42 protein-coding genes are annotated in these 25,234 nt (G+C 44.0%); 8 read left to right on the top strand and 34 right to left on the bottom strand.

Annotated elements, in window-relative coordinates:
• Window positions 1–30 precede the first annotated feature (30 nt).
• From DFQ00_RS10990 to DFQ00_RS10965, 6 genes are all read right to left on the bottom strand, one after another.
• Complete coding sequence (locus tag DFQ00_RS10990; RefSeq protein WP_110896511.1) at window positions 31–579, bottom strand: hypothetical protein; 549 nt, start codon at window positions 577–579, stop codon at window positions 31–33.
• A gap of 56 nt (window positions 580–635) precedes the next feature.
• Window positions 636–845 (bottom strand): hypothetical protein, encoded by a 210-nt coding sequence (locus tag DFQ00_RS10985; RefSeq protein ID WP_110896510.1) that lies wholly within the window; start codon window positions 843–845, stop codon window positions 636–638.
• A gap of 133 nt (window positions 846–978) precedes the next feature.
• Complete coding sequence (locus DFQ00_RS10980) at window positions 979–2,286, bottom strand: site-specific DNA-methyltransferase (RefSeq protein WP_110896509.1); 1,308 nt, start codon at window positions 2,284–2,286, stop codon at window positions 979–981.
• Between the two features lie 57 nt (window positions 2,287–2,343).
• Window positions 2,344–3,129, bottom strand: coding sequence for a hypothetical protein (locus tag DFQ00_RS10975; protein WP_110896508.1), 786 nt, complete (start codon window positions 3,127–3,129; stop codon window positions 2,344–2,346).
• Window positions 3,130–3,246: 117 nt separating this feature from the next.
• The gene (locus tag DFQ00_RS10970; RefSeq protein ID WP_110896507.1) at window positions 3,247–3,495 is read right to left on the bottom strand and encodes a hypothetical protein; all 249 of its coding nucleotides are present in this window, start codon (window positions 3,493–3,495) and stop codon (window positions 3,247–3,249) included.
• 252 nt (window positions 3,496–3,747) lie between these two features.
• Window positions 3,748–3,999, bottom strand: a complete 252-nt coding sequence (locus tag DFQ00_RS10965; protein WP_110896506.1) for a hypothetical protein — start codon at window positions 3,997–3,999, stop codon at window positions 3,748–3,750.
• Between the two features lie 544 nt (window positions 4,000–4,543).
• On the opposite strand from DFQ00_RS10965, the gene DFQ00_RS10960 reads away from it, so the two are divergent.
• Window positions 4,544–4,795 carry a hypothetical protein gene (locus DFQ00_RS10960; protein WP_110896505.1) on the top strand — a complete coding sequence of 84 codons (252 nt, stop codon included), beginning with the start codon at window positions 4,544–4,546 and terminating at the stop codon, window positions 4,793–4,795.
• Here the strand turns inward: DFQ00_RS10960 and DFQ00_RS10955 are convergent.
• The 7 genes from DFQ00_RS10955 to DFQ00_RS10930 all read right to left on the bottom strand — a co-directional run bounded on the left by DFQ00_RS10955 (window position 4,767) and on the right by DFQ00_RS10930 (window position 7,821).
• Window positions 4,767–5,042, bottom strand: a complete 276-nt coding sequence (locus DFQ00_RS10955; protein ID WP_110896504.1) for a hypothetical protein — start codon at window positions 5,040–5,042, stop codon at window positions 4,767–4,769. The genes DFQ00_RS10960 and DFQ00_RS10955 overlap by 29 nt on opposite strands.
• A 261-nt stretch (window positions 5,043–5,303) precedes the next feature.
• Complete coding sequence (locus tag DFQ00_RS10950) at window positions 5,304–6,056, bottom strand: FRG domain-containing protein (RefSeq protein ID WP_110896503.1); 753 nt, start codon at window positions 6,054–6,056, stop codon at window positions 5,304–5,306.
• A 55-nt stretch (window positions 6,057–6,111) separates the two neighbouring features.
• A complete protein-coding gene (locus DFQ00_RS10945; RefSeq protein WP_110896502.1) occupies window positions 6,112–6,591 on the bottom strand; it encodes an ArpU family phage packaging/lysis transcriptional regulator in 480 nt (159 codons plus the stop codon).
• Window positions 6,592–6,677: 86 nt separating this feature from the next.
• Complete coding sequence (locus DFQ00_RS30135; protein WP_279630400.1) at window positions 6,678–6,803, bottom strand: hypothetical protein; 126 nt, start codon at window positions 6,801–6,803, stop codon at window positions 6,678–6,680.
• The gene (locus DFQ00_RS10940; protein WP_110896501.1) at window positions 6,804–6,983 is read right to left on the bottom strand and encodes a hypothetical protein; all 180 of its coding nucleotides are present in this window, start codon (window positions 6,981–6,983) and stop codon (window positions 6,804–6,806) included.
• A complete protein-coding gene (locus tag DFQ00_RS10935) occupies window positions 6,983–7,360 on the bottom strand; it encodes a LexA family protein (RefSeq protein WP_167433669.1) in 378 nt (125 codons plus the stop codon). Before DFQ00_RS10935 ends, DFQ00_RS10940 begins: the two co-directional genes overlap by 1 nt.
• Window positions 7,357–7,821, bottom strand: a complete 465-nt coding sequence (locus DFQ00_RS10930) for an ASCH domain-containing protein (protein ID WP_110896500.1) — start codon at window positions 7,819–7,821, stop codon at window positions 7,357–7,359. Before DFQ00_RS10930 ends, DFQ00_RS10935 begins: the two co-directional genes overlap by 4 nt.
• 85 nt (window positions 7,822–7,906) lie before the next feature.
• On the opposite strand from DFQ00_RS10930, the gene DFQ00_RS10925 reads away from it, so the two are divergent.
• Entirely contained in the window at window positions 7,907–8,806 is a 900-nt protein-coding gene (locus tag DFQ00_RS10925) for an HNH endonuclease (protein WP_110896499.1), read from the top strand.
• Window position 8,807: 1 nt separating this feature from the next.
• The gene (locus DFQ00_RS10920; protein ID WP_110896498.1) at window positions 8,808–9,110 is read left to right on the top strand and encodes a hypothetical protein; all 303 of its coding nucleotides are present in this window, start codon (window positions 8,808–8,810) and stop codon (window positions 9,108–9,110) included.
• 84 nt (window positions 9,111–9,194) lie between these two features.
• Here DFQ00_RS10920 and DFQ00_RS10915 read toward each other — a convergent pair whose 3' ends face one another.
• The 20 genes from DFQ00_RS10915 to DFQ00_RS29135 form a co-directional block, all read right to left on the bottom strand.
• Complete coding sequence (locus DFQ00_RS10915; RefSeq protein WP_110896497.1) at window positions 9,195–10,046, bottom strand: ICP22 family protein; 852 nt, start codon at window positions 10,044–10,046, stop codon at window positions 9,195–9,197.
• A gap of 21 nt (window positions 10,047–10,067) precedes the next feature.
• Window positions 10,068–10,484 (bottom strand): RusA family crossover junction endodeoxyribonuclease, encoded by a 417-nt coding sequence (locus DFQ00_RS10910; RefSeq protein WP_110896569.1) that lies wholly within the window; start codon window positions 10,482–10,484, stop codon window positions 10,068–10,070.
• Window positions 10,485–10,625: 141 nt separating this feature from the next.
• Window positions 10,626–10,781 carry a hypothetical protein gene (locus DFQ00_RS29145; protein WP_174812143.1) on the bottom strand — a complete coding sequence of 52 codons (156 nt, stop codon included), beginning with the start codon at window positions 10,779–10,781 and terminating at the stop codon, window positions 10,626–10,628.
• Between the two features lie 38 nt (window positions 10,782–10,819).
• On the bottom strand, window positions 10,820–10,978 hold the full coding sequence (locus DFQ00_RS29140) for a DUF6906 family protein (RefSeq protein WP_167433668.1): 159 nt from the start codon (window positions 10,976–10,978) through the stop codon (window positions 10,820–10,822).
• Window positions 10,979–10,990: 12 nt separating this feature from the next.
• Entirely contained in the window at window positions 10,991–12,376 is a 1,386-nt protein-coding gene (gene dnaB / locus DFQ00_RS10900; RefSeq protein ID WP_244213780.1) for a replicative DNA helicase, read from the bottom strand.
• Window positions 12,377–12,389: 13 nt separating this feature from the next.
• Complete coding sequence (locus DFQ00_RS10895) at window positions 12,390–12,725, bottom strand: hypothetical protein (protein ID WP_110896494.1); 336 nt, start codon at window positions 12,723–12,725, stop codon at window positions 12,390–12,392.
• Window positions 12,712–13,719: a MarR family transcriptional regulator gene (locus DFQ00_RS10890; RefSeq protein ID WP_110896493.1), complete on the bottom strand. Its 1,008-nt coding sequence runs from the start codon at window positions 13,717–13,719 to the stop codon at window positions 12,712–12,714. Before DFQ00_RS10890 ends, DFQ00_RS10895 begins: the two co-directional genes overlap by 14 nt.
• Window positions 13,720–13,731: 12 nt before the next feature.
• Window positions 13,732–13,995 (bottom strand): hypothetical protein, encoded by a 264-nt coding sequence (locus tag DFQ00_RS10885; protein WP_110896492.1) that lies wholly within the window; start codon window positions 13,993–13,995, stop codon window positions 13,732–13,734.
• On the bottom strand, window positions 13,992–14,186 hold the full coding sequence (locus DFQ00_RS10880; protein ID WP_110896491.1) for a hypothetical protein: 195 nt from the start codon (window positions 14,184–14,186) through the stop codon (window positions 13,992–13,994). The genes DFQ00_RS10885 and DFQ00_RS10880 overlap by 4 nt, the downstream gene beginning before the upstream one ends.
• 2 nt (window positions 14,187–14,188) lie before the next feature.
• Window positions 14,189–14,377 carry a hypothetical protein gene (locus DFQ00_RS10875; RefSeq protein ID WP_110896490.1) on the bottom strand — a complete coding sequence of 63 codons (189 nt, stop codon included), beginning with the start codon at window positions 14,375–14,377 and terminating at the stop codon, window positions 14,189–14,191.
• 4 nt (window positions 14,378–14,381) lie between these two features.
• Complete coding sequence (locus DFQ00_RS10870; RefSeq protein WP_110896489.1) at window positions 14,382–15,089, bottom strand: MBL fold metallo-hydrolase; 708 nt, start codon at window positions 15,087–15,089, stop codon at window positions 14,382–14,384.
• The gene (locus tag DFQ00_RS10865; protein ID WP_244213779.1) at window positions 15,089–16,123 is read right to left on the bottom strand and encodes a recombinase RecT; all 1,035 of its coding nucleotides are present in this window, start codon (window positions 16,121–16,123) and stop codon (window positions 15,089–15,091) included. The genes DFQ00_RS10870 and DFQ00_RS10865 overlap by 1 nt, the downstream gene beginning before the upstream one ends.
• Window positions 16,124–18,202 carry an AAA family ATPase gene (locus DFQ00_RS10860; protein WP_110896488.1) on the bottom strand — a complete coding sequence of 693 codons (2,079 nt, stop codon included), beginning with the start codon at window positions 18,200–18,202 and terminating at the stop codon, window positions 16,124–16,126.
• Entirely contained in the window at window positions 18,199–18,405 is a 207-nt protein-coding gene (locus DFQ00_RS10855; RefSeq protein ID WP_110896487.1) for a hypothetical protein, read from the bottom strand. Before DFQ00_RS10855 ends, DFQ00_RS10860 begins: the two co-directional genes overlap by 4 nt.
• Before the next feature lie 92 nt (window positions 18,406–18,497).
• Complete coding sequence (locus DFQ00_RS10850; RefSeq protein ID WP_110896486.1) at window positions 18,498–18,743, bottom strand: hypothetical protein; 246 nt, start codon at window positions 18,741–18,743, stop codon at window positions 18,498–18,500.
• A gap of 81 nt (window positions 18,744–18,824) precedes the next feature.
• On the bottom strand, window positions 18,825–19,055 hold the full coding sequence (locus DFQ00_RS10845) for a hypothetical protein (RefSeq protein WP_110896485.1): 231 nt from the start codon (window positions 19,053–19,055) through the stop codon (window positions 18,825–18,827).
• Window positions 19,052–19,324, bottom strand: a complete 273-nt coding sequence (locus tag DFQ00_RS10840; protein WP_110896484.1) for a hypothetical protein — start codon at window positions 19,322–19,324, stop codon at window positions 19,052–19,054. Before DFQ00_RS10840 ends, DFQ00_RS10845 begins: the two co-directional genes overlap by 4 nt.
• Window positions 19,325–19,328: 4 nt before the next feature.
• Complete coding sequence (locus DFQ00_RS10835; protein WP_110896567.1) at window positions 19,329–19,568, bottom strand: helix-turn-helix domain-containing protein; 240 nt, start codon at window positions 19,566–19,568, stop codon at window positions 19,329–19,331.
• Between the two features lie 107 nt (window positions 19,569–19,675).
• Window positions 19,676–19,960: a hypothetical protein gene (locus DFQ00_RS10830; RefSeq protein WP_146236147.1), complete on the bottom strand. Its 285-nt coding sequence runs from the start codon at window positions 19,958–19,960 to the stop codon at window positions 19,676–19,678.
• A complete protein-coding gene (locus DFQ00_RS29135) occupies window positions 19,947–20,108 on the bottom strand; it encodes a hypothetical protein (RefSeq protein WP_167433667.1) in 162 nt (53 codons plus the stop codon). Before DFQ00_RS29135 ends, DFQ00_RS10830 begins: the two co-directional genes overlap by 14 nt.
• A gap of 145 nt (window positions 20,109–20,253) precedes the next feature.
• Here DFQ00_RS29135 and DFQ00_RS10825 point away from each other — a divergent pair, with 145 nt between their 5' ends.
• Window positions 20,254–20,526 carry a hypothetical protein gene (locus DFQ00_RS10825; RefSeq protein WP_110896482.1) on the top strand — a complete coding sequence of 91 codons (273 nt, stop codon included), beginning with the start codon at window positions 20,254–20,256 and terminating at the stop codon, window positions 20,524–20,526.
• 255 nt (window positions 20,527–20,781) lie between these two features.
• On the opposite strand, the gene DFQ00_RS10815 is transcribed toward DFQ00_RS10825, so the two are convergent.
• Complete coding sequence (locus tag DFQ00_RS10815; RefSeq protein ID WP_167433666.1) at window positions 20,782–21,006, bottom strand: helix-turn-helix domain-containing protein; 225 nt, start codon at window positions 21,004–21,006, stop codon at window positions 20,782–20,784.
• 154 nt (window positions 21,007–21,160) lie between these two features.
• Between DFQ00_RS10815 and DFQ00_RS10810 the strand changes: the two genes are divergently transcribed.
• From DFQ00_RS10810 to DFQ00_RS10795, 4 genes are all read left to right on the top strand, one after another.
• On the top strand, window positions 21,161–21,535 hold the full coding sequence (locus DFQ00_RS10810) for a helix-turn-helix domain-containing protein (protein WP_110896479.1): 375 nt from the start codon (window positions 21,161–21,163) through the stop codon (window positions 21,533–21,535).
• A 318-nt stretch (window positions 21,536–21,853) separates the two neighbouring features.
• Window positions 21,854–23,215, top strand: a complete 1,362-nt coding sequence (locus DFQ00_RS10805) for an SNIPE associated domain-containing protein (protein WP_110896478.1) — start codon at window positions 21,854–21,856, stop codon at window positions 23,213–23,215.
• 20 nt (window positions 23,216–23,235) lie between these two features.
• The gene (locus DFQ00_RS10800; RefSeq protein ID WP_110896477.1) at window positions 23,236–23,580 is read left to right on the top strand and encodes a hypothetical protein; all 345 of its coding nucleotides are present in this window, start codon (window positions 23,236–23,238) and stop codon (window positions 23,578–23,580) included.
• Between the two features lie 106 nt (window positions 23,581–23,686).
• Entirely contained in the window at window positions 23,687–25,234 is a 1,548-nt protein-coding gene (locus DFQ00_RS10795) for a recombinase family protein (protein ID WP_110896476.1), read from the top strand.

The raw sequence follows: 25,234 nt of genomic DNA, 5'->3' as shown, positions 1-25,234 counted from the left end.
ACCCCCAACAATAGAGTCCTCCGACTTGTCTTAAATATATCTTCTCTGCTTATTTTTTAGTAATGATGAATATTCAATGTGTGCTAATTTATGTGCTTCATCCCAGATATCACGTTCAGCAATTAACTGACCAACAAGTTTCTCTAAAAAAAAGAGATGTCCTGAACTAGAACTTGACCTTTTGAGGTTCTTTAGAATACTCAAAACAAACATTAAAGGAATAATACTCAATATTACTGATCCGCCTACTTGAATATAAGAGTTTATTACCTCTGAGGTTGTTTTAGATACCTCTTTAAGTAAATCTTTTAAACCAGTGATATACAAAGGCAACGCAAACGCTAAACTAGCAACAATTATAGGTGACGAGGTGATTACTTTTTTATCACTTTCTATAGTTGCAATAAGTTCAGATTGAACAATCAATAGTTGACTACGAGACATGACATGAAATTTCTTTTTAATTTCCTTTTCAATAGATTCTGGGAAATCCTTCACACTTTTGGAAGTAGCCTCTAGATATTTGATAGCCTCAATTATTTCTGAAAATCTATCATTCTGCTTTTTCTTTCTAAACAACTAATATCATCCTCCATTTAGATATTTATTACTTTATCGGATGATATCGATATAATTTACATAGAATCTCTTTGTAACCTTATATCCAGTTCAATTAACCGTTCCAAATCGGCAACGGTCTGCATCTGTATATGTCCAGCCTGCAGGTCACGAACCCACTGGGCAATGGCAGCCTTAACGATTTTGCGGTACTGCTCTTTGGATTCGAGGATGCCTTCCATCACCGCGAGCTCGTGCTGCAATAAATCTTCATCTGGTGTTCTCATGCGTACCCCTCGGCTTTCCGTGTAAAATGGAAAACGAGATAGCGGCGGTGTCGATAAATGCCGCGCGCGGCGGGCCGCTATCTCAGCCGGGGGATACCCTGGGTTGATGGGAGGACGTTACCGCGTCCTCCTTTTAATTATGCCTGGGAACAACACGAAGAATTAGCACAGGCTCAATGCCGGTGGACTCTTGGTATCGCTTCTTGATTACATCGCAAAACTTCGGATCAATCTCCATCGTTCTACAGATTCGGCCAAGCTGATCGCAGGTCATAAGTGTGGACCCGCTGCCTCCAAAGAGATCCACCACTGTATTCCCTGGTCGACTGCTGTTCTTAATCGGGATGGCCAATAGTTCCAGTGGCTTCTGCGTAGGATGTACGTACTTGCCGACATCCCCGCGGGACACTTCCCAGACCGTGGACGGTTCACCTTCTTCAACGGGTAAACCAGCTCGCCAAACTGTGCTTTGCCGGCGATCCCCGTACCAAGAAGGAGACTTCTTCTTCAAGTGAGCGTAGAAAACAGGCTCGTGCTGCCAACGATACTGTGACCAGCCGAATGATGCTGCGTTCTTCACCCAGACACATTGACTCCGAACAACAATGCCTGCAGCATTCATTGCATCCTCAAACTCTCGTTGATATGAAGACGGGTGGAATACGTATATCCCAGCTGTTGATGCCATCAAACCCGAATACCTCTCAAAAATGGCATGCAAAAAGCCCGCAAATTCCTCTGCGGGCATATCGTCGTTCTGTATGCTGCTTCGTCCATCTGCAGCCAGACGGGCTGAGTCGCTTTCGATAGCAACGTTATAAGGTGGGTCCGTCACTACCAAGTCGGCTCGCTCCCCATCCATCAAGCAGCCGACATCATCCTCACTGGTTGAATCCCCGCACATCAGACGGTGTGGACCCAGTTGCCAGATATCACCCCGCTGTGTTTCAGGAGTCTGAATATTATCCAGTGCACCTTGAACGTCAAAATCATCCTCAACTACGGGTTCCTCGATCTCTGTATCAGGAACTGTGCCGAAATCTGCAATCAGCTCATTAAGCTCTTCAGTATCAAAGCCAGACAACAAAAGGTCTGCCCCTTCAGCCTGCAGCTCGGCAAGCAGCCTACCCAAAGCCTCATCATCCCAACGACCTGATACCTTGTTCAAAGCGATATTCAGGAGCCGTTCCTGCTGATCATCGAGATCCACCACGGATACCTGCAGCTCAGTGTGGCCAAGCTCGTTGACCATGATCTTGTAGCGTTGATGGCCGCCGACCATGTTCCCGGTACGCTCGTTCCAGACGATAGGCTCCACATACCCAAACTGTTCAATGCTACGCTTCAGCTTCTCATACTCGGGATCGCCTGGCTGAAGGTCCACCCGGGGGTTGTAAGCTGCTGCGTTGATCTGATCGATTGGCACGATTCTGATGTTCATATCAATTACCTCCAAATAAAAAGCCACCCTAACAGGATGGCATGAAAAGTGGTTAAGTTATTTTATTTTTTTGTAACGTGTTAAAAAGCCGCTTGAGGTAAAAAGCCCCATTCTATGTGGGTCATTCCCAAGAGCACGATATATTACCTTTAATTCCTCGTTCGAGGTATCAACATTCAATAAATCTCGTAATAATTTCTTCTGTTCCTCTTTTAGATCATATTCATTAATAAAAGTTAAAATATAATAAAACAAATTAAGATAGGATTCTAACGTTCTTTCGTTTACCCACACTCCTAGCCCTACTTCCGACAAATGACCAAATGCGTCAGTTCCTTTTATCCATCCACTTCCTGCTGAGACGGTTATTCCCTCCATCCTCTTATTCTTTGTTCTAATCAAATCGTTCACTACACTCATGGCTGTTTGGAGATTCGATAAATTCTTCTGTCCCTCCAATTGATCAGCGGATCGAGCAGTTTCTAAAGTCTGCATCTCAATAGCTTTTCTTTGGAGCGCAAGCTCTTCTGTTTGCATTTGTATAGCTTCTCTTTGAAGGGCTAGTTCTTCCGTCTGCATTTTGATGGCTGACACTTGAATTTTCATTTCATCTGTTTGCATATCTATGGACTTATTTTGTGACTGTAGTTCTTGCCTTTGCACTGCAATCGTATAAATAAGGCCAGCAAATGCAAAACCTGAGAATAACGCATTTACTGCTCCAAACATATCTCCGAATGTACCGCGATAACTTGCATTTATCCATGTGTTTATGGCCCATCCTGAGCCCGCCCACACTAAAAATATCACTGAAGCAATAATTGCAATATACTTTTTCTTCATCTAACCACTCCCAACCTATTTCTGATAGAACAACTCCCAGTATCAGACAATAAATAACGATGGTCAAGACCTAACATGAGTGCATAAAAAAAGCACCTAAGGGTGCTCATACAGCAATTAGCTTCTTAGATGTACATGGTAAATGCCGCCTAAATAACTTTTACGATCCTCCGAGTGTCCATCTTTAACCATCGTAATAGAGTCCACAGTTCTTTTTGGACGAATCTTCCCAAAGATTTCATCACCCGGCTCCAAATGATAAAACCAATTGTAAGATTCGTTATGAACCTCTTCTACTGAAAGTTCAACTATCTTTCTGGGACCTTCATAGAAATGAATTTGATCTCCTGTTACGAACTTAGGCAAGGAAATTCCCCCTGAATAGATTATTTTGACAACTCTATCTTCCAGTATCAGACATTAAATAACGAAGGTCAAGAGTGATATTTGTGTTGAGTTGGTTTCAACGTATGGGTGACCTCTGTATTCGTGCGTACGCTCACTCAGCGCCTGTTCTCCGCTCTTCAAATGACTGCTCCCTGCAAACGGACGTTCTGATGCTGTGAAGCTTAAAACGGCTCACATTCTGTCATATGAGAGCTAAAGAAAAAGCACCTATTAAGGTGCTTCCTTTTCAATCGTCAATTGCATTAATCCACTCTGGTGTCTGACTTTGACTAGCTCTTGATTGCTATCGACTCTCACGATTTCATGATCTTTTTTGACAACACAAACCCAATGACCATCTTTATAGGTTCGTTCTTCATATTTTAGATCCCCATTTTCATAAGGTTCTGAAGTATATCTTCCATTTCTTACAAAAACGAATTTTTCACCTATATCATCTTTGTTGTACTCAAAATATGCCATAGACATCCCCCTTGTTAACACCATACTCATTCGACAGCTATGAGGGATTTTCCTTCTTCACACAACAATCAGGAGGTTTAGGACAGAACTGCTTAACGCCATCCCATCTGCCCCATACACAACCTTTGCATTTCTCAGGCTGCTTATTGGGTCGTGCCCGTTTCCTTTTACGTCTTCTGCTGCTGATCACTTGAATTCCTCCAATAAAAAAAGCCGATCCCGAAGGAACGACTTAAATGTGATATGTATTTGTTGGTGTTACGTCCTAAAAGCATGCGCCCGAAACGGTCGCCGCAAAAACGCTGCGCTCTTTGCTTTAAAAGCATACGTGCTTTGTAACTATAGAGGAAGAACAAGACCATTTTACATATGACACAAAATTCAGGTCAAGGAACAGAAAACGGGTGAGTCCCGATGAACTTGAACAAACCCGCCGTTTACTTCTGATTGCTTGCTATTTCGAATTTAATCCAACCTGATATTTCCTCTTTCTGCTAAAATGGAGTTGTCGCACACCATTTCAACCTATGAGGAGAGATTAAGCATGAGTTTTGAGTTTGATTTTGAAAGTAAAGTAAGGAATCTAGTTCCTGAATTAACAAATTCGCTAACTTCTAGACTGGATGAAGCTCTGAAAGATCCAAAGTATACGGAAATGGAATCCATGTTAGGTGATACCAATACTAAAATTGTTATGATGTCGAACATAACATTAGGGATGTCTGCTGAAATGACCCTCCAAATCTTGAAGGAGTATCATAAAGAACTCAGTTCTTATTTAGAGAATCAGAAATAGTATTACTGAGAATCTCTTTTAATGCTAGTTTTCCGTCTGGCTGCTGGAGCTTCTGAATGAATTGTTCAAGGCTCTCAGCGGCTCCTTGATCTTTCATGTGCGTAATCATGTTGCATGCCACTCCTGCAATTTGAGGAACCAAACTCATCGTGTCTATATCGACCGGCTCATTCTCAATCTTATTTCTAGCCCATTTCAGAAATGCGATTGCCGTTTCCTGAAGTTCTTTATCAATAGTAGTATCCATACGATCGTTCCTCCCTTCTAAATACATACTTCCCTACTACACATATCATACCGTCTTTGCTCGAATGCCTCCCGGTTAGCCCATCGGTTGCTTTGCTAAGAACTGGAAAAGGCGAGAAGAGGAACGCCCCAGTCATATGCCGCATGTGCAGCTGTGCGTTTCATTCTCGCCCGATTTCCACAATACAAATATATCAAGTCTAAAGTCCAACGAACTGTCTTTAACCAGCCAAAAACTGGGCATTTTTCGTGCGAAGAACGATCACTCTTCAACGCTCAAATAACGTCTATTTATATCTACACTTAATCCATCCAAATCAGGGTATATGGTAGAGTGGCTAATATTATTTAATTCCAAAAGAAAATGTATCTCCTCAACCAAATCTTTAGGAATAGGAATTTTCTTTAAATATCCATCTTCTACTATTTGCCCGCCCCATTCCATCTCTAATGGAACATTTGTGTCGCCCTGAATAGTAAACATGCCTTGTTGAATTATTTGCCTTGCACTATTTCTAATTGGTTGAATCGCTGCTGTTATAAATTTTTCTGGTTTAAACATAATATCTTCATATTTAGAGAGTAATGGCAAACTGAATATGGAATCTAAAGCTAAATTCATATAATTAAGTTTCGATGGTCGCAACATCCATAATACTGGAGTTATAGGATTTATAGTCGCAAAATATAATGCTGTCATAAGTGATGGCGTCCAGTCCAACAATCTCGTTCTAAGTCCATGATGTTGCATGATAAATAATAGTTCCCAATCGCGTTCACCTTTTAAATATGTATGGCCTTGGCTAATAAATGTTCGATATGCTGTCTCTTCTCTTTTCCTAAGATCATGTATATCCTTGCGTAACTTCTCAGAACGGAATAGTCCTGAATGAAGGGGGAAATCCACACCTTGTCCTCTGAACCAGACGCTTTTTATCGCATCTGTGTTTTTAAATGCTCCAATTTCATTTAAGAAATCTTGCATTGCATTTGTAAATGTATTTAATTGCTCCAATATATCCACCTCCAAGATTGTTAAACAAAAAATAAAGACCAGCTACAAGCTGGTCCTATAATACCATATTTGACTTAGGTTCATCCCATTTAGCCAGCCGCAATTGCATGGCAAGCAAGGACACTGCTTCCTTCTTAATACGTCGGAATGTGCTATCACTCACCCCCATTTCTCCACAGCTAATGTAATCAAACTCACCTTCATTATCCAAATAGCTCCGTTGAATTACCTCCCGTTGAACAGATGATAGCCTTTCCATGGCCAGACTGAGCAAACGGTCTTTCTCCTTCAGTTCCGCTTCTTTATCTACATTGTAAACAGCAATAGTCTCTGTCTGTTTGCTGATTGCATTGGTCGTCTGGTGTTCTCTATATACATACGCTTGTGTGACTGCTGCCTCTCGTCTCACGAAACCGATCTGCCGGTACTGCCGAACTGTCTCTAAATATTCCTCCACTGCCCGGCGGGTAGCTTTTTCATCGATAGGCAGTATGTTAAAAGTCAGTTGTAAGTTGTTTTTTCGGCGTTTCCCCATTTTGATCCCCTCACCGTGTTATAATTTTGGGTAAGGTTTATTCGATGTGTCCCCCGCCTGGCCGCCAAGCTTGCGGGGGATATTTGTTATACTGGAATCACTTCGCTGCAGAACTCGTTCCATTCAGCTTCACATTCTTCCATGCTCCAGCCATTTACCAAATCACTAGGATAATCATATTGCAAAAGCAATGCCCTAAAATCCCGTTCCAACTACCACTCACCTCCTCGCTTGTGATACTTGCTGTTGCTGTTACGCTGCTGTGGGGCAGTAACTGCCTTTTGTAGCTTGTCAGGCCGTTTGGGTGGATGCTCAGCCCCGATTGCTTTCAAATGATCAGCTATCTGCTCCGGTGTCCATACCGTTTTATCAACTTTGCGATAATCAACCATCAGGAGATCCTCCCCGTTTGTATGCCCTCCTGTAGATCAGCGAGCAATGCATACGCCGCCGCATCCTTGGCGTGTTGGTTACTCTGTTGCGCGATCCAATCCATGACACCTGCCTGGCTCACCATTGCAATCTTCTTGCCCGATTTATCTGTCAATGAAAGAGTGCGCACGCCACCTGCTTTATGATTGAGATATCCTTTTTGAATCAGCATATTGACATGTCTGAAAGCCGACGAAGGAGATTCGAACATAAACGCATCTGCAATCTCCCGAATACTTGGACCATAACCTTTTGATCCAATAAAACCCGATATAAAATCGTATACTTCTTGCTGCCGGCGGCTGAGCGGCTTGTCTGCTATGGATTTCTTTGTCATCTTACTTCCTCCCAATTCCATAAGCTGAGCTGGCCTTTCGCTGGTACCGGCTCCTGCAGCTGAACAACATCGTCAAGCTGCCAAGCAAAACGTCCGTCACTGTAGTCTCCAAAATGGTACTCATTGGGCATGTAGCCGCCCCATACATTTGTCCAACCTGTGTCGATGCTTAATCTTTCCACTATTCCTTCATCTCCGTAAGGGCGTTCTATGGTCCATACGTCGTTCAGATTCCCCTTTGCAATCACTGCCCCTGTTGGCAGCTCGCTCCAATCGTTAATACCATGTTTCAGTAACGCCTCGCGTATTTGAGGGATCAGGCAAGCTTCCTTGTCCACTTTTTGACCTGCATGGATCGCAATCGCTCCGCGATGCTTCGTCGCCCAGCTCCGGGTCTCCAGTGTTTTGACGCGCAATGCAACAAGTGTCGCCCATGGTTGAATGATGGTGACTGCCTTCATATCTATCTCCTTCCAAAGATTAATTGCCTATAAGGCAAAATCATGTAAAAATATATGAATTAAACATAGAGTAGGTGGTAGTTACATGACAGAATCAATAAGTATTGAATTAGCTAGAAGAGATTCCATGTGGAATCGTTTAGTAAGCGAGAACGACCCTAACAATGTAGAACCAGGAATACTTCGTGGGCTACGCTTCTTCTCAGGGCAAGCAGGCATATATCGAGATGCCACGACCACGCAGAGTTACACCGAAGATAACGCAGGAATAGCAGTTTCAATATTACATACAGGTAGGCATTATCCTGATGAAGTCTCTGAAAACGAAATAATATATCATTATCCAGTTACAAAGAGACATAGCTCGTTTGATAAGAATGAAATCCAATCTGCTAAAAATGCCTCTATCTTTAACCTACCGATTTTCGTGATTTCTGAAGTAGGAAAGATGAGGAAAGTGCAGCTGGGAAAGGTCGTTTCTTGGGATGACCTAGCTCAGAATTTTCTAATAGAATTGAACCCATTAGATTTTTCAACTCAACCAAATGAATTAGATCATCTTGATGATATCCCTTTTAAACCAACTGTTCCTCGTGCACCTTCCAGGACCGTTACAGTGAGTAACAGAGCCGGTCAGCCAAGATTCAAATTTAATGTAGTTAAACGTTATGGTCCCTGCTGCGCGGTATGTGCAATGCAAGCACTACCACTGCTCCAGGCTGCTCACATTATCCCAAAAAAATCAAATGGTTCTGACGATCCACGTAACGGACTTGTCTTGTGTGGAAATCATCATTTGGCATACGATTCAGGACTGTTTTCTTTTGACCCTGATACGTTAAAGATTCATGTCTCGACTAAAACCACCATGCAGAGCATACAAATCACTCGTCAAGATTTGAGCCATCTTCAGAAGTTACCTCATGACAAAGCTCTCAAATGGCACTGGAAGCAGTGGCAAGCTGCACAGAAGGAGCTTGAATAATATGAAAATAAAGACAGTATGGAAATGGACAAAGATTATTTGGGGACTAACGTATATAGGTTTTGTTGTAATATTTGTAATAGTACTAGGCTTCTTTATTGCTGGAATGCTCCAAGACAAAACAGCATTAATTGATACCGTAGCTATGAGCACTGTTACATTGTTACTTGCGTTTGCTTCACTACCTAATTTGTTAATCCAGCTACTCTCGCTTCTCGAAATCAATCAAAAGAAGACTTTTACTGCTACTAAAAAGTGTCCCAACTGTAGACATACTATTGACTTGAAAATCACTGAAGATTAAAAGTTTTGTACGTATGTTCTGTTTCATAGATCTAACTCTTCACCCCGACCAACTTTTGGCCGGGGATTCTGCTATGTGAAAGGTTTAGACTGCTACACCATCCTGCATCATTTTAGTGACACGCTTTTTGTATGCGCCATATTTGGAACTGATCTGGCCACTTGGAACGTTGATCTCTTTAGAAATCTCCATCCACGTCTTACCCTCGTTCCGTTGTTGTAGCAGTGCAGGGAAATCAGCAGGAGCGTCAGCAAGTTTGATGTCTTCAAAGATCGGGCGCTGAGAAAGGATGAACTTTTCAAGCTGCTCCTTATCGATTTCAGTCTTAACAACTTCTTTGTCACCCGCAGGCGGTTCTGTTTGGACAACCTGCTGTGAATCTTCAGGCAACTGCTGGTCGCCTTCATCACCCTCAGAAGTAAAGTCCATTTCTTTAGAACCAGACTCGTCCCCGCCTTCCTTCATCCAGTCTGGTAGATCGTCCGTTGGCGGCTCTCCTGCGCCTTCTTCGCTGATACGCTCCCCTTCGCCTTCTGGTGGCACTTGGGAAGCATCTCCGTCCTGCTCAGCTCCGTCTCCTTCTGGTTCTTGCGGATTGCCTTCACTATCAAAGAGTTCCGCTTGGTTCTCGTCTTTCTGCTCGTCACCTTGGCCTTCAATCTTGGTAACCACTCCAGACGAATCAGTTGTTACGCGGCGCCCGCTGTCCCAAGTATTGTACATGGGGTCACGCTGTTGGTTTTGGTCTTCGAAGTTAAACGACGCTTGCGGATCGCCGAGGTAAACCATGACTTCTTTTTCCTGAAGCTTAGCCAAAGAAGACAACTTCGCCTCAACTGCAGCAAGCGGGATAAGCAACTTGATTGTGACATCCTTTGTACCAACACTGATTCCTTTTGCTACCTCTGCTGAAAATTTCACCATATCGTTTGCCATGATCGTTCATCTCCTAAGAATTTATTTGGATAAGTCCTTGATTTTCACTTCGATTCGTGGTCGGAAACTGTATCTTTTTTGAGCAAATACCTCGACCACTTGGCTATCGTCCTTCCACATCACACCTTTTAACGCATCCTTAACACCCTTCAGGTAATTGTCCACGTCTGGTTTGCTGACTGGCCTAATCTCCCCCGCCTCAGCCAGTGCCGCCTTCTTCTTGCTGAATGATTTGGGTATCGGCCTGTACACTGTCAGCATCATTCCAAGTGGGCCTAACAGCAATGCATCCGGTGCATGTTCAGCGGCTGCCAATCGGACATAATCCTTGTAGTCCTTCGACTTCTCTGGATCGTACATTCGGACGAAACCACCCTGCGTTGACGCCCGGGGCCGCCCCTGCGCCACTGGCTCCCCGTAAACAGTAAAATAGATAATCATGTTTGCCGTAACTCCTTTACTCGTCGCTTGCGCCGTTGGCGCGCCGGCAGCATGTCCCGCCGAATGACGAAAATCTCGGCCAGTTTCCGACCATCGTCACCACGTACGACATAACTCAAATGTGTTTGGTGGTGCGGATCAATCGACTTCCGCATGCTGCACACCTCCGGTACCGACAATTGCATCAAACTCAGCGATCCCTTCAAGAAGCTCAGTTTGATCAATTCCCGCAAATTCTGCCTGCAGCTCGTCTTGATCGGGAACTTGTCCCGTCCGCAGAAACCGATGCTTCATGTACTCGTACACGGACCATCTGTTTAAAGTGCTGTCCATCATGCTCCCCGCCGAATAGTTCTCGGTTTACCTGAGAAGCGATGAACAATCACCATCATGCTTGGTGTATCCCTTTCAACAAGCCAGTTCTCCGCATTCAAGCCATTGGCTTTAATCTCAATTTTCTGACGTTTTGTCGGCCGTTTCCCCTGTTTCACGTCCGTTCCTCCTTATGCCCATTGGCGTTTATTCATGTCCTTCGGCTGTTGTGACTGCTGCGGTGGTGTTGGTCCAAAGGCATCGTTATGAGTGCGTTCGTAGTTGACGAATTTGTTGTACTGTTTTAGGAACACCAGCTCCACCGTTCCGACTGGACCATTACGCTGCTTCCCGATGATAATTTCGATGATGTTTTTCTTCTCAGTTTCCTGGTTGTAGTAGTCGTCCCGGTACAGGAAGGCTACGATGTCGGCATCTTGCTCGATAGAACCGGATTCCCTCAGGTCGGACATCATTGGACGTTTGTCTTGCCGCTGTTCAACGGCTCGGCTGAGCTGGGACAATGCAATCACTGGAACATCCAGTTCACGCGCTAAATGCTTCAATGTCCGGCTGATGTAGGAAACCTCCTGCTGCCGGTTCTCACCCGATTTGCCTTTACCTCCAGCGACTTCAATAAGCTGCAGGTAATCGATCATGATCATGGCCAGGCCCTTTTCCTTCTTGAGCCTGCGGCACTTGGAGCAGATGTCTTGAATAGTGATTCCTGCCGAATCGTCCACGTAGATATTCGTTTCAGCCAAGGCCCCGATAGCTTTGGTCATATTGATCCAGTCTTGATCTTCCATTTCGCCCATCTTCATTGCCGTAGCTTCTACGTTGCCCTCGGAGCTGACCATCCGTTGCGCGAACTGTCCTGCAGACATTTCCAAGCTGAATACTGCTACAGCTTCTTTGGTATTTTTCGCAACGTTTTGAGTGATGTTCAAGGCAAACGCCGTCTTCCCCACGGAAGGACGAGCTGCCACAATGATTAGGTCGCTGCGCTGGAGTCCACCAGTGATGCTGTCCAGATCAATAAACCCGGTATGAATACCATTGACGATGCCGTGCTTGACGTTGTATGCGCGAGTTTCAACGTCATCAACAAGCTGCATCATAATGCCCTTGATTGGTTTAAAATCCTCTTTCGGAGCAGCACGATCGGCAATCTTGTTATGTGATCGCTGGGCACTCGCAAGTAGTTGTGATACTTCTGTTCCACTGGCCGCCTGTTGGACCTGCAGAAGACTTGCCTGGATAAACTCTCGACGGATCGCCATATCCTCAAGTTGGCTGAAATAGTATGCGACATTTGCTGTCGATGGCACGCTTCGAGCAAGGTCGCTCAGGTAACTTACGCCTCCAATGTCCGTAAGTTCGCCCTTGTCCTTCAACCGTGAAGTCACTGTTACAAGGTCGATGGGCTGCTGTTCCTCTGCCAGCTCAGCTATGGCATTAAATATCAGGCTGTGGGCCTTGCCATAAAACGTATCTGGCTTTAAGTGCTCGGCCTGTTCCATGACTTCATCTGGTCTGAGCAACATCGCTCCCAAAGCCGCTTGTTCGATCTCCATGCTGTAAGGTAGTTCAATTCCTCCGAAGCTTTGCAAGTAAATCATCCTTCCATCCCGGCGGTGGCAGTGTTGCTTTCGCCCGGTTTACTTCTCGTTGGTCCAGGTAAGCCCGGGTTTCCGCCAACTCCCGTTCTCTTGCAGACTGGTCGGCGGCAAAGCCACGTATCTCAGAAATCTTGGGGTAAAAACTGCTTATCTTGATGTGGCGTTCAACGTTTTGTACAGCCGTTTCAAAAGGGAAATCCTTCAGCTCCTTGAGATGGCGATCCACGTTCTCGTCACTGTCATCAAAATTGGGATATTCATCGGTTATTAAAACAAATAACCTCAAGACATCAGCTCTTTCCACGAGCCTCCTCCTCTCTCAACCTTTGCTGTAAACTTGCTCTCTTTTGTTGTTGGCGGCTCAGTCTGCGTGGTTGCGTAGCCGCTGGCGTTGCCGAACTTGGAACAAGGTAAGGTTTAACAGGTTGCTGTTCGGCAGTTTGATGATTCTGCCAAGCTTCCTCGATCCCTTCGACGTAATATAAAAAGCTCTTGGGAAGCTTGAATGTGTTTCCCTCACGTTGACGTTTTGCCTCCAGCAGGCTTGCCATAGTTCGGATGGTAAAAGGGTTAGGCGTACCTCCGGCGACCATCTTACCCATGGCTAAACGCTCTTTCTGAGAAACGTTGAAATCCAGTTTGTTGTGCATCTTGCAATAGGCATCCAATATTTCAATCATTCCACCGCTTTCCTCACCGGGAGGTACTGGATTCAAAATGTCATCCCACGATTGCGAAGAATCTGCAGTAGTAATAGCAGTAGTAGTAATAAGATCTTTAATATCTTTTAGATCGGACAGTTTTGTCCGATCACTATCGGAAATTGGTGTGTGATCGGACATATTTGTCTGATCACTTGCGGACTGATCGGACAATATTGTCTTATCACTTTGATTGTGATCGGACATTTCTGTCTGATCACCGACTTCGGAATTAGGTCGTTTTGGAGGTTCTGCCTCGTGAGATCGGACAGTTTTGACTGATCTCTTCTTTGAATTTCGAACCTTCAAGATCAACCCTCTTGGTGCCCTGGTCACATCAATGTAATGATGCTGTTCCAATGTATCCAACCATCTGCTCACGGTTTTGTCGTTGACTCCGAAGAATCCAGCAATCTCAGACAGCTTCATAGGCTTCCCTTTGAGGACAATGCCCCAGACAGTTTCCTCCTCCTCAATCTCCTTCGTGGTTGAACTGATGCACCAGAGGAATAGCCATATCGCGTTGCCTATTTTCTTGTAGTGGTCTGGCTCCAAGATGCCGGAATAGATCGGAAACGGGTAACTGCCTTCGGGCATGCTGCTCATCCCCTAATGTTTTATTGCTGGCGTTGTCTTGTTAATCACTTCTACAGTGTTGTGAAGCCCTGCCATCATGTCTTCGACCAGCATTGCAGTTGCAGTGACGTGACTGTTCTTGTTAAACACGAGAGGTACAAAGCTGCCCATCGCGAAAGCCATAGTAGCCAGAAACGTATCTACAGCGTCATTACCAGATTGACGAGCCTGCTGGAATTGCTCAGTCCATGCTCTGATCAACTCATCCGCTTTATCATGTTGCTGTTCTTGTGTCATTTCGGTTGCCCCTTTCCTAATCCATTTCGGATTTGCTCTTGTACCCTTGCCCATGCATCAGCATATGCCTCGTCTGGATAGTCACCGTCATGCAGCTCTATAACGATGTTCGCTTCCACCTTCAGACTTTGGAAATTGCCGAGGTTTTTCGTGAATGAGGCCCCGACAGAGATTTGCTTTACCTTAGGCATTTTCAGTGCCCCTTTCGGTGTTGTAAAAATACGTGCGGATACTTGGCCCGCTTGACCTCCCAATCCGGGTAACCTCGCTGGAAGTAGGCAATCGTTTCACGCTGAAAGGCTGCCTTATCAGTGTCAAACAGCTGCCATATCCGCTTGCCCATCATGCTCTTTAACAGCGGCTTGCCAGTCAGATCATCCATGTGATCACCTACCTGCTACATACACTTGCTTGCCTGTGAGAGCCATAATCTCGCGTTTGAATAGTGCTTCGTCACTATTGTTGTCTGACAGATGGAGTAAGTGAATCTCTTGCACCCGCCGCATGTCATTCGCCCGGATGAAGTCCTTCACGTTCTCGAGCGAAAAATGAGAACGAAGCAATCTATGTTTCATCACCGCCGGCACACGACCAGCAGCAATATTTTGATTGAGTATATTGATTGAATAATTGCACTCCACCATGATGTGCGTAAGCCCAGTGAATCGATGCTTGATGTAATAGGTGTCTGTAGCAAACAGAAGCTTGTCCCCTGCTGTATTAGCGAGAAGGAAGCCCAAAGGCTCCGCAGCGTCATGTTGCACATCAAACGGTAGAATCGACCATGTACCGATGGTGAAAGGCTCAAGGGCAGATACAGGATATACACGGTGGCTGTCCAACCGCAAAGCATCTGCAGTACCGGCACTGGTGTAAATGTTGACGCCTGCCTTGATCAAATCTTTAACGGCTGCCGAATGGTCGCCGTGTTCATGAGTTACCAAGCACCCGGTCAACGATGAAACTTGGAAGGCAAGGCCGCGCTGAATTTCTTTGTAGCGAAGCCCTGCGTCCAACAGGAGCGGTGTTTTCCCGTCCGTAATCCGGTAGGAGTTACCCGCGCTGCTGGAGCCAAGGGAAGTTATTTCAATCATCAGAAGCCCGGCCCATCGCTATCAGGCGAACCTTCATCACCAAATTCCATTTCTGGTTGCCCATCTCCTGAAGGTACATCGTTTGGAACATCATCCAAGTGTGGCGGTGTGACATCGATAATGTCTTGATTGGCATTAGCTCTGATTTCTTCTGAAACCTCAGCTTCTGACAAGTCACTCTCAATTTGTTTCAAACGGAGATAATCATCATCAATTTTCTGACTGTCAATGGTGATGTCGTTATGAGCTGCTCGATAAAGTGTTTTCCAAACCATTTTGTCGTGCCAGCCTTCCACCGTTTCCGTACCTACCTTTTTACCGTTCTCCCATTTGTCTTTCTCGCCTCCCCAAAACTCGGGACTCGCTTTTTCTGGCTTCCTTTTCTCAATCTCCTTGAGTGTCATCATGACCAACTTGTTTTTCTCAGGAGTTTTTATAAATGAGTGGAAATAAAATCCTCCAAGGATAGTCCCGCGGTCAAAAGGGTTTTTAATTTCAAATTCATAACTTTCATGCGGGTGATTTGCATCTTTCTTAATAGGTGCAAAGTAATCATTGGAATAGACCAGCTCAACAGTTACATGGTCCGGAACGTCCAAACCGTATTTCACTGATTTAAGTTCAAGACCACGATATCCTTCGATGAAACCGATATCGTACTTACCTGTATTGTTATTTTTGAAAGGAATCAAGTTAATATGATTCGGCTGCGCTGGATCGAAACCAATACGTGCATATGCGACCACATCACGAGACAATTTATCCATGTTCACATTTGCCCAAGTTATAGGCAATGGATCGCGGTACTTCTCGGACTTCTTCAGACGTTTTTCTTCGGCTGCTTTCAGTACTCCATCCAAAGCGATAAAGTAGTTCTGTGCAAGTCGCTTTTGGAAGTTGGTTAGAGCAACCTCTCCAACGCTTGAACCAAATTCAGATATGACTTTCGTCATGAAACGTTCGGATTGTGTTGGCTCTGTTTTTGCAATAGCTTTCTCCCCTGTTTGGGGAGCCTGTTGGTTTTGTGTAGACAATTACATCGCCTCCTGGATGTCGTTATGTTCTAAGCGAAGCTTTTTGTTTCTGTCTCTCCAAGCAGTCTCAGCAGCTTCATAACTGCCGTGGTGTTTGATTGCTTCTTCCTGTACTTCCTCTGGCAAAGTGTTAAACGCTGGAGGAACGACCAAACGGATCATTTGGGCATTCGTAGGAATCAGTTGCGTCACGGCTTCGGCGTTATCGACAAAGATTGGAGCAGAGAATCCGTAATGCTGTCCCAACGTATTGATGATGTCCAAGCCGACATTGATGCGGGCAGCGTTGTTCAGACCGCCTTCGTACGGAACACCCTTATACAGCGTCTTGCAAACGTCCTTCAGGCCGCCGTTGATTTGCTCTTCGAACAATCGGAACCGTGCATATTTGAATTTGCTGTTGATCTTGGATTCCAACATGCTGACTTTTGTCCGAGTGAATTCTTCCGTAAGAAACAGCTCATGTTCCAGCTTTTCAAACTCCGCTGTAAGCTTCCGCTCTTCCTCGCTCAGCTCAGTGATCCGCTTCTCAGTAGCCGCTACTGTCGCCAGCTTCGCTTTGTCTGCTTCCAAGTCGTCCACCTGCCCGCGAAGAATACGAATCTCGGCTTGTACTTTTCCCATAGCATCAGCAGCAGAAGAACGAAGCTGCTCAATCTCAGCACGGACTTTATCTCCATCTCGTTGTATGGATTGATACTTTGTGTTGTCAGCAGGGTCAGCAATGTTGGTTTGTAGGCTCTGAAGGGTCGCTTCGGCAGCCATGATTTCAGCAGCTTTTGATGTGATTTCCTCCTGCAGTTGGGCCATTTCTCCATTGAGTTTTTGCAATTCTTCTTCGAGATTTCGCTTTTCTGCCGCGGCCAGTTTTCCATCGGCACTAATTGCTTCAAGTCGTTTGGACTTGTCCAAATTAAATGCTTCAAGCGCTTTGCCCTGTGCTGACTGCAGCTGATCTTCAGGAAGTGCTTGTCCGCATGTTGGGCAATTAGCGTCATGCTGATGCTCATGAACTGGATACTGAAGGCTATCAAGTGACGCCCACTCCGCACGAAGCCTTGTAACTTGACTATCAGCACGAGTGATCTGTCCTTTATATCGCTCGGCCTCACGTATACTTGCGTTTAATCTCGACTGTAGTTCAGAAGCTTCGCCTTTCAGTTGCGTGACCCATTCATGTTGACCAGCAACTGCTTTCAAGCCTTCTGCCTGAATTACTTGCTTTAATTCAGCCAGTTCAGCATTGATCTCACGTAAGCGGATCTCTTTGGCAGACAATTCGCCACCAGACTGTATCCGTTGAAGCTCAGCAGTCTTGGCATCCACCCTGCCGCGCATCGTATCAATGTCCTCTTGCAACAGTTCAGCGTCCAGGTCAGATACATCAGGCATGCTGCGGCGGGCCTCGTCAATGCGAACAGGAATTTTATCCAGCTCCTTATTGATTTCAGTCCGGCGAGCTGCGATCACTTTGCGGTGATCCTCAAGACTACGGTCGCCCAAGATGTCCGTCAGCGGTGCAAGTTGCTTATTGCCTGCAATAATCTCTTCATCCGTCATATCGCCGCACACATCAAGCAACACCTTACGCCGTGCATCAGGTTTAAGAATCTCGTTGAAGTACGCGGGATTGGTCAGTAGCTTGAAAATCTCTTCGCTGATTAACGCATCAACTTCGGTTTTGTATTGACCTTGCTTAACTGGTACGCCATCCACGTAATAATCCGTAGTATGGCCGCCAAACTCGGCAGTCGCCTGTCCACGCTTCCGAGTCCATTTCTCGCTGAACACCTTACGGAACGTCCGGCGGCGACGATCAACCATCAGGACAGCTTCGACTTCATGTTGCAGGCCGTGTTCAACAACTTTCCCGTTCTCATCCAAACCTTTGATTTCAAAGTCCGTCCGATTTTGGCTGTCTTTGCCGAACAGCGTCCATACAAATCCATCAAACAAAGTCGTCTTACCTGTGGCATTGTCCCCATATGCAGAAATGTTCTTGCCTGCAGCATCCAGTACAAAATCCCGAATACCCTTGAAATTGCGGAGGGTCAGGGATATCAAAGTGATTTGTTTCATGCACTTACAACCCCTTTCGATTGAAAGTGTAGAGTGATGGCTTGTGCCATTGCTGCAAGTTGATCATCATCGGCCATCAATTCAACCGATCCAAATGAACCGGAAACGGTAAAGATAGCAGGTGTGTAATGCATCGCTGGTTTAACAGCAGCGTCAATGGTTTGAGCGGATAAGTCGAGAGTGATAGCAGTCGTTTTACTCATAACGTCCTCCTTGTTTGACACGGCCACCCATGGTAAGATGGCCATGTATACTATTCAATTTTCAATGTTCTGAGGTAGCCCGCTGCAACGGGCTATTTTTCATTTAATTCCTCTTGCAATTCAGCATGAGCCTCTTGCACTTTTTCATGTGCTTCTTCCAACTCTTCTGCCTGATCTCGGATTGCTTCCAGTTGGGTAATCACATCGTTGAGCTCGCCTTCAGTAAATTCCGCTAATCTGCGAAGAATGTAAGGCGTGTTATTAATAGCGTCGTTAGTGTCATCTGCAAGACTGCTGAGCAGGTTCAGAACCTTACTCACTGATTCGTGTATTGCCATATACTCTGTTCCTCCCTTCATATGTATTTGCGGTTACCCGCGACGCCTCACGGCGTTTCGTCCGCTACCGCAGCGGACTCATCAGGCGGTAATTTGATCAATTGCTGCCACTGCATGGACCATGTACTCAGTAGGCAACTCCCGCAGACTCGCTGCAGCATTTTGCCAGCGTAGGAACACATTCATTCGCTCACTTCGATATGCATCAATGCTGACAGCCGCCTCCGTTGATGGAACCGCGCTGCTCTCCCGCAGGGCAAGTGTTGAAGCAATATAATTGTCGATGATCATTTGCGCCAGTTGCTCACTCATACTGATTCCCCCTTGCGCTTTTGCTCGGGAGAATGTAAAATTTGCAACAGAAGAGACTTTAACCGAGTTCTCAGACCAAGTGTCCGCCCTGCCAGGCGGGCATTTTTCATTTCTGCTTCCGCGAATCGAATCATCCGATTCAAATAATCCTCTGCATTCTCCATTCGTCCAGGCAACATTCTTTCAGGTTCGCTCTGTATCAGTTGTAAGTTATGTAAAGAATGTTTTCCTGCCTGCAGCGCTTCAGCTGCCAGTTGTTCACGAGTCATCTGTTTACCCTCCAATTAGTCTCTGGATCATGCCGATCCCGTCCATGCCGTATAAAAATGTGACTATCACTTCTCTAGCCCCTGTAACCTCGGCCCAGTTCATCATCGTGTGCATGTCGGGAATCTTATGATCCTTTTCGTATTTTGAAACGCAGGCTTGTGTTCGATTGAGCTTGTCCGCCAACTGTTCTTGGGTAAGACCCGCCTTTTCTCTGCAAGCCCGCATGATTGCCCCAAACTTCATTTCCAACCACGTTCACCCCCTCTCAGGAATATTCCAAATTGGAATGGAAATGCTATTAACAAGGGGAGTATCATATCCGTAGGAGCTTCCCCAGCTTTCTGATCCCTTCATCGTCCGCCGGCTGCCGGTACAGCTCTGGCGGATTTTCTTATTCTTTTGAGCTCTGCTTCACTGTCGCGTTTCAATGACCGCAGCTCTCGCTTTGGAATAAGATGTGGATTTTTACATTGACGTTCGAGTGACAACGTATAGTCAATCGCCTGATCCATTGTCATCTTGCCAACATGAACTCGGGTGACGACACCAGCTATAAAACATGCTCGGGATGTAGGCTTGATCCAGCGGAATCGCATAGGCTTGTCCTCCATTGGAAGCTTGTTAGGCTTCCTCATCGTTTTTGTTTGCCGCATCTTGAACACATGCCCAGGCTGCGGTTGCGATTTCCCTGTCAATTCGATCAAGTTCATCTTGATCTGTTGAGATATGATCGTTACAAATAAAGACCTTGGTTTCACCAAACTGATAAGCTGCTACGATCATGCCTGCATCCCTCCCGGGATTATTTATATGCGAACCTCGTTGTGGGACGGCCATTGTTTTTTTGAAACCTCCTTTACTGTTCGTCCTTCCTCCTTCTGCTAAAATGGAGTTGTCGCACCATTTTGTGGGAAAGGAGGTGAAAGATATGGATCATTACATTTATTTCAGACAACTTTCTGATGAAGATAAGTTAAATATGAAAAACGACCTTGAAAGATTTGGGTGGAAAATTGCTGGAGAAGCATCTATGGCTCATTCTCCAAATCACATTCCATCTGAAAGTAAAGTGAGTTTTTACATACTTTCTTGTCCTAATAACAAGGAAGTCCAGTTTCCAGAAGGCTATTTCCCTTCAAATAATGAGAAGTGCACTCTTTGTGGTTTACCAGTTTCGGTTACTTATTCGAAAACCCATTAGCCCTTGCCCATTCAAAAGCTCTTCTCATTAAAGCCATGTGTAACATGTCGATCTCTTCGTCACTGAGATCAGGAAAGATGAAGAATCTACTCGTCATAATCAATTTAGGTTGTTCAGAAGCTGCCGTAGTCGCGGCGGTTTCTGAAATAACCTCAACTTGCTCCAAAGTGATTTGAAATAATGTGAATCCGCAGACTTTACAAAAGTTATCTGTTGATGCGATTTCGTTACTAGCACATCGTGGGCACTGGTCCATCAGCTTGCTCCTTTCTTATTTCCTAAGAACTTTTCTTCAAAAAAATATCCGGGAGCAACACCTAACACTGAACAAATTCTCTCATATTCATCAGTACCTATTTTTTGTCTACTTGTCATCATTCGAGAAAATTTCTTAAATTGAATGTCCGATTTATCGGCAACATAAGTGAAAGTCAAACCTCGTTGCTTAATCAATGCTCGAATTTTCTTGTTAATTCTCAACTTTATCACCACCATTTTTCTTAATTTCTAAGAATGTTATATTTACATACTAATTCTTAGAATATGAGAAGTCAAGTGAATATTCTTATATTTCAAGAATAAAATCTTTGTTACTAGGAATTCCGGTATAATTTGTAGGTTAGGAGGTGTTCTTATGTCTTCAATAGGAGAACGCTTGCGAGAAGCGAGAGAGAAAAAAAACTTGCGTCAAACGCAAGTTAAGGAGAAAACAGGGATAAATAATAAAACTCTTAGTGGGTACGAAAACGGAGTAAGTCAACCTGATATGGATACGTTAAAAATTTTAGCTCAACTTTATGAGGTATCAATTGACTGGTTATATGGAAACACAGAAACTACTAATAAAATTTCTACCAATACTAAGAATTTTCTAAAAGCTATTGAACTATCTGACGAGCAAGCTCACAAGTTTATTAAAGATAATTTTGTTCACCATGGTAAAGAACTTTCAGATGAAACAATAAGAGAGATCATTTCTTATGCACGTTATAAAGCAAATCAAGAATAGACTTAGGGATCTCCCATCCTAGTTCCTTGAAAACAATAAATATTTCCTCTTTTAATTTGTCATCATTCATACTATCACTTCCGCTCCCATTTATAGGTTTCACAAGAACAAGTGTGCTCATAAAAAAATTCTAGCATTTGTGATGTAGGAGGTAAATGGTTGACAGGAAGAATTTAGGTAGATAATAAGACTGAGATTTGACGGTAAAATGACTTATTTGTGATGTTATTTCTTCTCATCCCTCACCTCGTGTTTCTGAAAATAACGAGGTGAGACAATACAAATTGCTTTCAAAATACAATAATAAGGAGATCTATTATGAGCATTTTTGATGTATTCAGATTAAAAAAAATAAAAGAGGAACTTCGAATTACTCAAGAAGAAAACAACTCTTTAAAAGATTTGCTTCGTCCTGAGCACGTTCAGTTGATAGAAATTCAGAAAGAAATCAGAAAATTGTCCCAAGAAAAAGAAAGTTTACATACTACGATTATGGATTATGAAGAACACTTATCATCAATTCAAAGAATTTATGAAGAAAAGAAAAACTCTCTACTTGCTATGGATGATCAAATACTCCTAGAATCATTTTCATTATACGAACCTAGATATGACTTCCAAAATAGCGCTATCTACAAAGAAAAATTGGAGTTAATAAGAAACGAACAGAAAGAAATGATAAAGAATGGAACTGCATGCGTAGGTAGTACAGATTGGTCAGTAAATAATAGTAAAGCTCAGGGCAAAAAAATGGTTAATGATATGGTTAAAATTGTATTACGCTCTTTCAATAATGAGTGTGATTCCTGTATCAGCAATGTAAAATTCAACAATATACAAATCTGCGAAAAACGTATTAATAGTTCGTTTGATACTTTAAATAAACTGGGAAAAATAATGCAAGTTTGTATTTCTGAATACTATCTCAAATTGAAGTTCTTAGAGCTTTATCTAGCCCATGAATATAAAGAGAAAAAACAACAAGAGAAAGAAGAACAGAAGCAAATCCGCGAACAAATGCGAGAAGAAGCCAAACTCCAAAAAGAAATAGAAGATTTAAGAAAAAACATTGAGAAAGAGCGAAAGCATTACTCAAACGCGCTTCAAAAAGTTGAAAAACAACTAGAAAATTGCTCCGATGAAGCCGAAGCTGCCCTTTTAAGAGCTAAGATCTCTGAATTATCAGAGAGTCTTACTGAAATTGAAAAGCAAACTGCTGATATAGATTATCGCGAAGCAAACCAACGCGCCGGATATGTTTATGTAATTTCAAATATTGGTTCCTTCGGAGAGAATGTTTACAAGATTGGCATGACTCGCCGTCTTGATCCGTACGATAGAGTCCACGAGTTAGGAGACGCTTCAGTTCCGTTTAATTTCGACGTGCATGCAATGATATTTTCAAACGATGCCCCGAAATTAGAAGCAACTTTGCATAGAGCCTTTGATGATCGCAAACTTAATCTAGTCAATTCAAGAAGAGAGTTTTTCCGTGTTACTCTAAAAGAGATTGAAGATGTTGTATTAAAAAATCATGATAATACTGCCGAATTTATAAGAAACGCAGATGCAGAACAATACAGAGAAAGTCTTGCTATGCGAAAAGTGAAACAGCCAGTCAATAATGATGCTAATCCCTTTTCATCTGGATATTTAGAAGTTGCAGTTTCATCAGAATAACCCCAAGGGAGGTAGTCTATTTGAAAAATGAGATAAGAAAAGGTGTTAATGAAGCTAAAGAAAGTGACAATGGAGTAACATGGCTTTTTACTGAAATATTCATCATTTCAGTTGTTCTGGGTATTTATTATACGTCTTGGTGGGTATTTGGAGGAGCAATTGTAGTTACTATGATCGCTTTAATGATTAAACCGCTGCGAATATTAATTTTAGTTTTATTATCATTAGCCTGTGGTTATGTAGGTTGGATAATTGGCCATTGGTTCGATAGCACAGCTGCAAGTGTTGTATTATCTGTTCTCTTTGCACTAGCAGCTGGCGGAGCTCACATCTGGGCTAATCAATGGTTAGATGATAATTCATAATAACAAGAAGCCCTTCGGGGCTTTTCTTTTTTTGTGGATTGATATAGTCGTGAAACGAGCCAACATACAGTAAACTATATAGGAACAAGACTTACAGGAGGTACAAATGAAAGCTGCCATTTATCTTAGAAAATCCCGTGCAGATGAAGAAGCAGAACGCCGTGGAGAAGGTGAAACCTTAGCCAAGCACAGAAAAGCGCTCCTGAAGCACGCTCGGTACGTTGGCGCGAATATCATAGAAATCTATGAGGAAATTGTGAGCGGGGAAAGCTTGGTCCACCGCCCTCAAATGCTCAAATTGTTGAAAGACGTGGAAGCCAAACTGTATGATGCCGTCCTGGTCATGGATATTGACCGTTTCGGACGCGGTAACATGCAAGAACAAGGCTTGATACTGGAGACTTTTCGAAATGCCGATACCAAAATCATAACCCCTCGAAAGACGTATGATCTGCATGATGAATTTGACGAGGAGTACAGTGAGTTTGAAGCTTTTATGGCACGTAAAGAGCTCAAGATCATCACACGGCGGATGCAAGGGGGACGTGTGCGATCCGTGGAAGAAGGCAATTATCTTGGAACACGCCCGCCTTATGGTTACGAGATTGAAGATATAACAAACGGTAGAACATTGAAGCCCCATCCTGTTCAGGCGCCTATTGTCAGACAAATATTTGAATGGTACGTGCATTCCGATCCCGAGCATCAGAAAGGTTCCAGCAAGATTGCCACTGCTCTGAACGCCCTGAAAATCCCTTCTGCAACGGGAAAAGACTGGATTCCTTCTACGGTATTAAACATACTCAAGAACGCTGTCTATACCGGCAAGATACAATGGAAAAAGAAGCAGACAAAGAAAAGTACAGAACCCGGCAAACGACGAACTGTGCGCACGCGTGATACCCAAGATTGGATCAGTGTGCAAGGGAAGCACGAAGCTATTATTGATGAGGTCACCTTTGCCAAAGCTCAAGAACGGATCTCGGGTAGCTACCATGCACCCTATCAGCTCGACGAAAATGGGAAGCCAAAAATAACAACGGCTTTGGCGGGCCTGGTGAAATGTGAGAACTGTGGTATGACGATGGTCTATCGCCCTTATACGAGTCAGCCCGCACACTTACGCTGCAATACCCCTTCTTGCAACACTCGGAGCAGTCAATATAAGATGGTCGAAGCCAAGATCATTGAAGGCTTGAAGGAATGGCTTGCCGATTATAAGGTAAAATGGAGTAAGCGGGAAAAGAAAGCACCCGATGAATCCATTGATTTCAGGAAAACGGCACTGGATGCTCTTGAGAAAGAGATGAAGGAATTAGAAGCTCAGAAAGAACGGCTTTATGATTTTCTGGAGCGAGGCATATATACAGAGGATGTTTTCCTTGAACGATCACAAAGCTTGTCTCAGCGCATTTCAGCAGCCGAACAGGCAATTGAACGAACTATACAAGAGATCAGTCTGGAGCAAAGAAAACAGAAGGCTCAGCATAATGTAATTCCCATTGCCGAGTCTGTGGTCAAGTCATATTATGAAACAGACGATCCAGTCAAACGTAATAAGCTGTTAAAATCCGTATTGCATAAAGTCGTCTATAAAAAAGAAAAACCCCAGCAAGGGGCGGACTTTGAAGTATATCTACACCCACGTCTATGA

The organism is Paenibacillus barcinonensis, assembly GCF_003217495.1.
Taxonomy (GTDB): Bacteria; Bacillota; Bacilli; order Paenibacillales; family Paenibacillaceae; genus Paenibacillus; species Paenibacillus barcinonensis.
Note: the sequence above shows the minus strand (reverse complement) of the source record. Positions and strands in the feature narration are given on the sequence as shown.

Coding starts and splice junctions, on each gene's coding strand:
- DFQ00_RS10825 (WP_110896482.1), top strand. CDS start 20,254: ATGGATCATTACATTTATTTCAGACAACTTTCTGATGAAGATAAGTTA.
- DFQ00_RS29145 (WP_174812143.1), bottom strand. CDS start 10,781: ATGAAGCATCGGTTTCTGCGGACGGGACAAGTTCCCGATCAAGACGAG.
- DFQ00_RS10880 (WP_110896491.1), bottom strand. CDS start 14,186: ATGCCTAAGGTAAAGCAAATCTCTGTCGGGGCCTCATTCACGAAAAAC.
- DFQ00_RS10835 (WP_110896567.1), bottom strand. CDS start 19,568: ATGAAGTTTGGGGCAATCATGCGGGCTTGCAGAGAAAAGGCGGGTCTT.
- DFQ00_RS10935 (WP_167433669.1), bottom strand. CDS start 7,360: ATGACAAAGAAATCCATAGCAGACAAGCCGCTCAGCCGCCGGCAGCAA.
- dnaB (WP_244213780.1), bottom strand. CDS start 12,376: ATGGAGATCGAACAAGCGGCTTTGGGAGCGATGTTGCTCAGACCAGAT.
- DFQ00_RS10795 (WP_110896476.1), top strand. CDS start 23,687: ATGAAAGCTGCCATTTATCTTAGAAAATCCCGTGCAGATGAAGAAGCA.
- DFQ00_RS10915 (WP_110896497.1), bottom strand. CDS start 10,046: ATGGCAAACGATATGGTGAAATTTTCAGCAGAGGTAGCAAAAGGAATC.
- DFQ00_RS10930 (WP_110896500.1), bottom strand. CDS start 7,821: ATGAAGGCAGTCACCATCATTCAACCATGGGCGACACTTGTTGCATTG.
- DFQ00_RS10945 (WP_110896502.1), bottom strand. CDS start 6,591: ATGGGGAAACGCCGAAAAAACAACTTACAACTGACTTTTAACATACTG.
- DFQ00_RS10890 (WP_110896493.1), bottom strand. CDS start 13,719: ATGCCCGAAGGCAGTTACCCGTTTCCGATCTATTCCGGCATCTTGGAG.
- DFQ00_RS10985 (WP_110896510.1), bottom strand. CDS start 845: ATGAGAACACCAGATGAAGATTTATTGCAGCACGAGCTCGCGGTGATG.
- DFQ00_RS10955 (WP_110896504.1), bottom strand. CDS start 5,042: ATGGATACTACTATTGATAAAGAACTTCAGGAAACGGCAATCGCATTT.
- DFQ00_RS10860 (WP_110896488.1), bottom strand. CDS start 18,202: ATGAAACAAATCACTTTGATATCCCTGACCCTCCGCAATTTCAAGGGT.
- DFQ00_RS10870 (WP_110896489.1), bottom strand. CDS start 15,089: ATGATTGAAATAACTTCCCTTGGCTCCAGCAGCGCGGGTAACTCCTAC.
- DFQ00_RS10925 (WP_110896499.1), top strand. CDS start 7,907: ATGACAGAATCAATAAGTATTGAATTAGCTAGAAGAGATTCCATGTGG.
- DFQ00_RS10805 (WP_110896478.1), top strand. CDS start 21,854: ATGAGCATTTTTGATGTATTCAGATTAAAAAAAATAAAAGAGGAACTT.
- DFQ00_RS29135 (WP_167433667.1), bottom strand. CDS start 20,108: ATGATCGTAGCAGCTTATCAGTTTGGTGAAACCAAGGTCTTTATTTGT.
- DFQ00_RS10845 (WP_110896485.1), bottom strand. CDS start 19,055: ATGAGTGAGCAACTGGCGCAAATGATCATCGACAATTATATTGCTTCA.
- DFQ00_RS10850 (WP_110896486.1), bottom strand. CDS start 18,743: ATGGCAATACACGAATCAGTGAGTAAGGTTCTGAACCTGCTCAGCAGT.
- DFQ00_RS10810 (WP_110896479.1), top strand. CDS start 21,161: ATGTCTTCAATAGGAGAACGCTTGCGAGAAGCGAGAGAGAAAAAAAAC.
- DFQ00_RS10920 (WP_110896498.1), top strand. CDS start 8,808: ATGAAAATAAAGACAGTATGGAAATGGACAAAGATTATTTGGGGACTA.
- DFQ00_RS10885 (WP_110896492.1), bottom strand. CDS start 13,995: ATGACACAAGAACAGCAACATGATAAAGCGGATGAGTTGATCAGAGCA.
- DFQ00_RS10840 (WP_110896484.1), bottom strand. CDS start 19,324: ATGACTCGTGAACAACTGGCAGCTGAAGCGCTGCAGGCAGGAAAACAT.
- DFQ00_RS10965 (WP_110896506.1), bottom strand. CDS start 3,999: ATGGCATATTTTGAGTACAACAAAGATGATATAGGTGAAAAATTCGTT.
- DFQ00_RS10960 (WP_110896505.1), top strand. CDS start 4,544: ATGAGTTTTGAGTTTGATTTTGAAAGTAAAGTAAGGAATCTAGTTCCT.
- DFQ00_RS10830 (WP_146236147.1), bottom strand. CDS start 19,960: ATGAGGAAGCCTAACAAGCTTCCAATGGAGGACAAGCCTATGCGATTC.
- DFQ00_RS10940 (WP_110896501.1), bottom strand. CDS start 6,983: ATGGTTGATTATCGCAAAGTTGATAAAACGGTATGGACACCGGAGCAG.
- DFQ00_RS10980 (WP_110896509.1), bottom strand. CDS start 2,286: ATGAACATCAGAATCGTGCCAATCGATCAGATCAACGCAGCAGCTTAC.
- DFQ00_RS10875 (WP_110896490.1), bottom strand. CDS start 14,377: ATGGATGATCTGACTGGCAAGCCGCTGTTAAAGAGCATGATGGGCAAG.
- DFQ00_RS10975 (WP_110896508.1), bottom strand. CDS start 3,129: ATGAAGAAAAAGTATATTGCAATTATTGCTTCAGTGATATTTTTAGTG.
- DFQ00_RS10855 (WP_110896487.1), bottom strand. CDS start 18,405: ATGAGTAAAACGACTGCTATCACTCTCGACTTATCCGCTCAAACCATT.